Source organism: Mycobacterium sp. GA-2829 (genome assembly GCF_001499965.1).
Taxonomy (GTDB): Bacteria; Actinomycetota; Actinomycetes; order Mycobacteriales; family Mycobacteriaceae; genus Mycobacterium.
The window spans coordinates 1-6,178 of sequence record NZ_LQIT01000071.1 but is presented as its reverse complement, the minus strand read 5'-3'; the positions used below and the strand labels follow the sequence as shown (position 1 = coordinate 6,178).

General features: G+C 61.7%; 8 protein-coding genes. 5 read left to right on the top strand and 3 right to left on the bottom strand.

Going from position 1 to position 6,178, the window contains the following annotated elements; genetic code table 11:
* On the top strand, positions 1-111 hold a 111-nt coding region (locus AU194_RS31525), incomplete at its 5' end, for an integrase core domain-containing protein (protein WP_157575942.1).
* An 89-nt stretch (positions 112-200) separates the two neighbouring features.
* Here AU194_RS31525 and AU194_RS28690 read toward each other — a convergent pair.
* Positions 201-1,145, bottom strand: a complete 945-nt coding sequence (locus AU194_RS28690; RefSeq protein WP_231743611.1) for a DUF4268 domain-containing protein — start codon at positions 1,143-1,145, stop codon at positions 201-203.
* 53 nt (positions 1,146-1,198) lie between these two features.
* Positions 1,199-1,558: a hypothetical protein gene (locus AU194_RS28685; protein ID WP_231743610.1), complete on the bottom strand. Its 360-nt coding sequence runs from the start codon at positions 1,556-1,558 to the stop codon at positions 1,199-1,201.
* A 409-nt stretch (positions 1,559-1,967) separates the two neighbouring features.
* Here AU194_RS28685 and AU194_RS28680 point away from each other — a divergent pair, with 409 nt between their 5' ends.
* On the top strand, positions 1,968-3,305 hold the full coding sequence (locus AU194_RS28680; RefSeq protein WP_059092650.1) for a hypothetical protein: 1,338 nt from the start codon (positions 1,968-1,970) through the stop codon (positions 3,303-3,305).
* A 48-nt stretch (positions 3,306-3,353) separates the two neighbouring features.
* On the opposite strand, the gene AU194_RS28675 is transcribed toward AU194_RS28680, so the two are convergent.
* Positions 3,354-3,803, bottom strand: a complete 450-nt coding sequence (locus AU194_RS28675; protein ID WP_059092649.1) for a hypothetical protein — start codon at positions 3,801-3,803, stop codon at positions 3,354-3,356.
* A 64-nt stretch (positions 3,804-3,867) separates the two neighbouring features.
* On the opposite strand from AU194_RS28675, the gene AU194_RS28670 reads away from it, so the two are divergent.
* The 3 genes from AU194_RS28670 (at position 3,868) to AU194_RS28660 (ending at position 6,142) form a co-directional block, all read left to right on the top strand.
* The gene (locus AU194_RS28670) at positions 3,868-4,305 is read left to right on the top strand and encodes a very short patch repair endonuclease (RefSeq protein WP_369804251.1); all 438 of its coding nucleotides are present in this window, start codon (positions 3,868-3,870) and stop codon (positions 4,303-4,305) included.
* A gap of 113 nt (positions 4,306-4,418) precedes the next feature.
* A complete protein-coding gene (locus AU194_RS28665) occupies positions 4,419-5,576 on the top strand; it encodes a DNA cytosine methyltransferase (RefSeq protein ID WP_059092647.1) in 1,158 nt (385 codons plus the stop codon).
* A 26-nt stretch (positions 5,577-5,602) separates the two neighbouring features.
* Complete coding sequence (locus tag AU194_RS28660; protein ID WP_231743609.1) at positions 5,603-6,142, top strand: hypothetical protein; 540 nt, start codon at positions 5,603-5,605, stop codon at positions 6,140-6,142.
* The last annotated feature ends 36 nt before the right edge of the window (positions 6,143-6,178 follow it).

Below are 6,178 nucleotides of genomic sequence, written 5' to 3'. Positions count from 1 at the left end.
AACGACGCCCGCTGCGCTGCGCTTGCCCCGTGGCTTGAGCACTACAACAATCAACGCCGCCACTCAGCCATCGGAGGCCAACCCCCAATCAGCCGACTGTCAACAACCTGACTGCCGGGTACAGCTAGGCGGTCCCAGCCATCGGGGCGCGTATCACGTTCCACATCGCCGCCGCATCGTTGAATTTGTCGACGCGCCTGTCAACCGATCACTCCCAAGCTTCGCGCGACCGCCACAGCGTCTCTGAATCGAGAGTGCTTATCGAGCAACCAGTCTTGCATCGCCGTCCATTGACCCTCGTCCAGCACGCTCGTGAAGTCCGACGACACGAACACCGCGCAGCTCTTAGCCCCGGGTCGTTCGTCCCACTCCGCGGGCGCACCGAGGGCCCGTTCGAAATCCGCCTGTTTGGACTTGAGTGCCATGAAGCGTTCCTCGTTGCGAGACGCATCCGACGAGTCGAATTCGAGGAGGACCGTGAGGCCGGTGTCTCGCCGAAACGCCGTGGCGAGTGATATCCCGCTGGTGCCCGTGGAGAGGTTGTACCAGGACAAGTTGGTCGAGGCCTTCGCCTGCGTCCAGGTGGGATGTTCCGCCGCGATGCGGTCCAGGAACTGGCGCCAGAAGTCCCAGTAGGCCCTGGGAAGACCCGTGTAACTGCTTGCATCGGCGGCGGCCTTAACCTGCTTGCTCCAGTCGTTCGGGCTGACAACGAGTTTGAAGTTTGGAGCCGGCGCGGAAGCTCCGATCTTGACGACCTCGATCTCGATGCCGAAGAATCGCGTGTCGGGATCCGTGTGCTCGTTCAGCCAATCCAGTGCGGCACGATGTTCGGCCCGAAACCCGGTAGTGATCCAAACAATTGTTCTCGGATCGGTTCCGGCGGCATAGGTGAGTATCTGGCCCAGGTGACTGTGGTCGGATCGCTCCAACTGGTTTTCGACGATCACCACCCCGTCATCGGCAACATCCCGACCGTAGAGGTCCAGGTAGAAATCGCCGACCGGATGCTCGGCCACGTGAAGCTCCAGGTCCATTCCCAGAAGGTCACTCAGGACGTCGACGTTATGCAGCAACCAGGGGGTGAAGCTGTGTGCCTCGTGATTCCACACGGTCCGCGGCTCAATGACCTCGAGCCGACCCAAGACCGGAGGCGTAGTCATGACATGGTCTCCTAACGTTGTTGCTGTGCATGAGCTCAGATCGCTCCGCGTCGACCAACGAGCTCGAGGATCGTCGGCTGAGTCTGCACTACCGATACGTCCGGGAACTGAGCGAGCAAAGCGCACACAAACGCAGATCTCTTGACGTTCAGATCGTTGAGAAGTTCAACGTGACTCAGCGATCCTATGTCGCACAATTGCTTCCATCCCACTTCGATCATCCACGCGGGCACGAGTTGCGGGCCCGATCCCCGCGCTCGTGAGCGTTCCGTCTCCACCCAGACACCCGCGCGTTCTACCGCGACGATCCAGTTCGGACGCTTGATGCTCAGGGTGGCAATCTCTCGACCGGCCTGGCCCACCGCCATAACGCGTTCGTAGAGGTCGTCGTTCAACTCGAGCGGCCGTGCACCGTCACCCCGCGGGCTCACTGGCGAGCGCCCGCAACCCGGACGATGCCTATGGACCGAGATGCAAAGTCAATAGAAGCGGCTTTACCGGCTGCTTTACTCGGTTGGGACATGTCGACCCTAACGTCCGCCGAAACGCGCCTTACCTCGCCCGCTTCGTCGATCGGTGACGAACTAACGCCTGATTCGAACGACGGCATGCGAGAAGGCTGGCCGAACAGCTGAAGGCCGTCATGGGTGGGCGGTAGTTCACAGGTGCCGATCTCCACGAATGGGCACGTTAACCGACTCGGAGGACAACGGTGCGGCAATGCTGTCATGTCCGCACCGGTAGTTGCCTGACCGTCGCCATGGAGACCACGTACTGTGGGTCAGACATGGGGAGGAATGCAAGATGTCTGACAGAGAAATCACTCAGGCGCCGGTGTGGGCGCTGGCAACCGACGCCGTAGAGGTTCCGGACATTCTCGAGGGCAAGTCCATGACACCGGAGCGTCTGGGCCAGCTTCGGACGGTCCTGGCAACGTTGGCCGACTCACCGATCACGACCCTGGAAGCGCATCCAATTACCACTAGACGGCCCCATAGCGGCGGCATTGCGCTTCATGCGTCGAGCCCCCTCGCACAGAATCTGTCTCACCTTATCGCCCAAACGGCGAAGTCGAGCCCGGCTGCAGCGAATGTCGCCGCGACAGGCGAGGTGCTCTACCGCATGGTCGTGCCCGCAAAAGTGGCAGCGCAGGTGAGCAGGGGTCTGGTGAGCCCGATGGTGTCGAAGGCTGCCGCCGGCGGCGTCCACAGCGCGCTGATAAGTTCGAGGGGGATCGCTGCGCAAGCGACCTTCGTTCCGGTTGCTGGGAAAGCGGCAATAGCTGGCGCAGCAACCGGGTCAGCAGGTACGGCAGGTGTCGCCGTGGCGAGTGCAGGGGCCCTGACCGTGGCGGCCCCGCTGGTTCTCATGGCAGTCGCCGTCGGCGCGAGCGCGTATGCCGATCACCAGCGCCAGCAGGCGCTCGAACACATCACCGAGTTACTCGAGAAGCTGCACGAGGAGAAACTCGATGAGGAACGCAATCGGCTCGACGGCTGCCGAGATGCGATCGAGAAGGCCACCGCTGTCTTGCTGGATCAGGGGCGTGTGGGCGCTTCGCTCGGCCTCGACTCGACGGTCTACGAGATCAACGTGGCGATCGAGCGCGCCAAGCGTCGGCTAGGACAATGGCAGAAGTCGCTGAGTGGGATTACTGGTCCAGTTGAATTAGGACCGGTGCTGAAAGACTTCCCCGGGGTGATCCAGGAAGACGGTGGCGGGTTCCGTGCCCACCTGGAGCTGGCCAACCTAGCCATCGCGTTGAAGCGCCGCGTACTTGTCCTTCAGGCGGTTGAACATGCTCAACTCGAGGGCGCGAATCACCCGTTCAAGACGTTCGTGCGCACGCTGCAGAACGACGAGCGGGGCATCAACGAACTCGAAGCTGGGATCGTCGACGTCATTCGCGGCTTGTCAACTCTGGAGCTCAAGCGCAAAGGAGGTGTTCGAAGCGCCTTCTTCACGCCGGGCGAGGTCGATGACCTTATGCGTGCGGCTTACCGGTTACGCGCACTCAGCGACGAGTTCGGGTTGTCCGCTGGGCAATCCGACGTAACGATCGAAATCGAGCGTAGCGCGGATGGGTCGGTCGTGGTTTTTCCCGGCGTGAGCGCTTTGCCGAGTCCGGCGCCCGCTGGGTAACTTCACGAAGAGCTGGTAGCTATGCGTGAGCGCTCTGGCGAAACGGCCTCAACCCGGCAGCTCCAGTACGAACTCCAGCTCCTCGGGTCGATCATCGCGGATCCACACCGGATACCGAGCTTCGTAAACGCCCTTGGCCACTCCCACGAACCATATCAATGGCAGTTCAAGATCATAGGCTGCTCGAAGCGAGCGGTTCTCATGGTGCTTTGGGTCATTTCCGCGGTACTTGTAGTGAAGGAGGCCGTCGTCGGTGATCTGATCTTCATACGGTTTGGCTTGCCCCGGCGGCGTGTAGGTGGTCCGCAGCGATAACGCGGCGTAAAAGCTTGCCGGCTTACGGATGCCGCGTTGGCGATCGATCAAAGGGATCCGCACCCCGTTGCACTCGAACCCAGCCAGCTCGCGATATGGAAAACGCTTCTGGCCATTCTTCTTGAGTCCGTCGAGCCAAGCCATCGCCGCATTGCGGAACTCGCGCTCTTCGCCGCCATTCACAACAAGCACCCTCCCGGAAACAGCACATCACCCTGTGCGGTGAGTACCGGCTTAGCATGCGTACATGCCGGCGCGGAAGAGATTGACGACAACACCCGAGATGTCTCGCCGGATGTCTGCACAACTGTCGCGGAACACCAAGATCGAAATGCGGCTGAGATCTGCGCTCCATTCGCGCGGACTCCGTTACCGGTTGCACCAGCGCCCTCTCCGCCAGCACCGGCGCACCGCCGATGTTGTCTTTGGCCGAGCCAAGGTCGCGGTATACGTCGACGGTTGCTTCTGGCACGGCTGCCCGCAACATGCGACCTGGCCGAAACGAAATGCCGAATTCTGGCGCAACAAGATCGCGACCAATATCCGCCGCGACCGGGACACCGACGCCTCTCTCATCGAAGCCGGATGGATTCCCGTCCGCGTATGGGAACACGACGATGTCGACGCGACGGCTGACCGCATCGCCATCCTCGTCAAGAACCGTACTGCCACCACAAAGAGCTAGCGCGAACCCGACCGCGTGTCCTTGGCTGACGTCCCGCCCGGCCATCTAAGCTTTCCGCAGCCTGTCGGTGTGTCCTGCTAAGACAGAGATCCAACCGACTATCGAGGAGCAGCGTGGGAAAGACAGTCGCGGGGTTGTTCGCCGGCATCGGCGGCTTGGAAGTGGGCCTGAGCCGGTCGGGCTGGGAAACCACCTTGCTTTGCGAGATCGACCCTGCAGCACGCGCCGTGCTTTCGCACCACATGTCCGACGTCGAGCTGCACGACGATGTACGGCAGCTCCATGCCCTACCTCGGGGCCTGGACCTCCTGGCAGCCGGTTTCCCATGCCAGGATCTGTCCCAGGCAGGCCGCACACGTGGAATCGGCGGCGCGAATTCGGGACTGGTAGGAGAAGTGTTTCGTCTGATCAAGCGGAAGCAAGGACCGCGCTGGCTGCTGCTCGAAAACGTTCCCTTCATGCTCCAGCTGGATCGGGGAGCAGCCATGCGGCACCTCACCGAGACACTCAATGACCTCGGGTACCGGTGGGCCTATCGGGTTGTGGATGCCAGAGCGTTCGGTCTGCCTCAGCGACGGCACCGGGTGTTGATGCTCGCTTCCCGTTCAGAGGACCCGCGACCCGTGATGTTCGGTCAGGACACCGAGGCCGTCCATGAACCTGGGCCGGTCACCGACTATCCATGTGGCTTTTACTGGACAGAAGGAGTCCGTGGCCTGGGGTGGGCCGTGGACGCTGTCCCCACGATCAAAGGGGGGTCCACTATCGGAATCGCGAGTCCTCCCGCTGTCTGGCTGAAAAGCGGAGAGATCGTGACACCGGGGTTGGTTGACGCCGAACGTCTTCAGGGCTTTGACGCAGGGTGGACCGAGCCGGCCGCGAGCCTGACCGGTTTCCGCGAAGGGCAGCGTTGGAAGCTCGTCGGGAACGCGGTGAGCACACGAATGTCGGAGTGGGTGGGGTCGCGTCTGGACAGTGCCGTCGGAGATTCCTGGCCGGATTCGACGCCGATCGGCGCGGGTGACAAGTGGCCACGTGCAGCTTGGGGTGACGCAGGTGGATCGCACGCCATACCCGTGTCCATGTGGCCGGTGCGAGATCCGTATGAGCATCTCGAGGACTATCTGCAGATGACCAAACCGTTGTCGGCCCGGGCGACCGCCGGCTTCCTCCGGCGAGCCAGATCAGGATCGCTGCGCTTCGTTCCAGGATTCCTCGACGATGTGGAAGCGCACCTGGCGCGTATGTCGACAACACAGGTAGTGGCGTGAGAGGTCCATCCATCATCGAGCGCACGATGTCCCTTCCCTACTCGATCGGGATCGGCGGCCGTGCATGGCAATATCACTCGCGTAGCGATCGGCACTCGAAAACAGCTTGTTGGGCAATAGCTTTCGATCTGCTCAATACGTCGAGCCTGTTGAAACAACATGTCGCTGATGGCAAGGTGTCCTTCGCCATCAACCGTAAGATGAACAATTGGCAGACGGGGCGATCCAAGAACCTGGACCTCGTCATCGCTCGCGCCTCCCGCGGAGGCGGAGAGACCGCATCTGTCGGCCTGGAGGAACTCGCTGAACGCTATGCGATACGTCTGAGCGACGCGGAGCGAGCGCTCCTTCGCAGTCTGCCTTCCAGCCCCGCCGGCGCCGCTGGTTCGACGGTACTGGTCGCGCTCGAGGCTAAAGCGTGTATGACCGCGCACATGAAGGCGCGCCCGCGACTGTTCGACGAACTCGACGCGAGCCACTCGACTGTTCACGGCGACAATAACAATGCACTTGCTGTCGGCTTCGTGTCAATGGCCAGGTTGAAGTACCCACTGGTGGCCAGATGAGAGTATCCACCCCGTGCGGTAGTTCCTAGGTTGGTG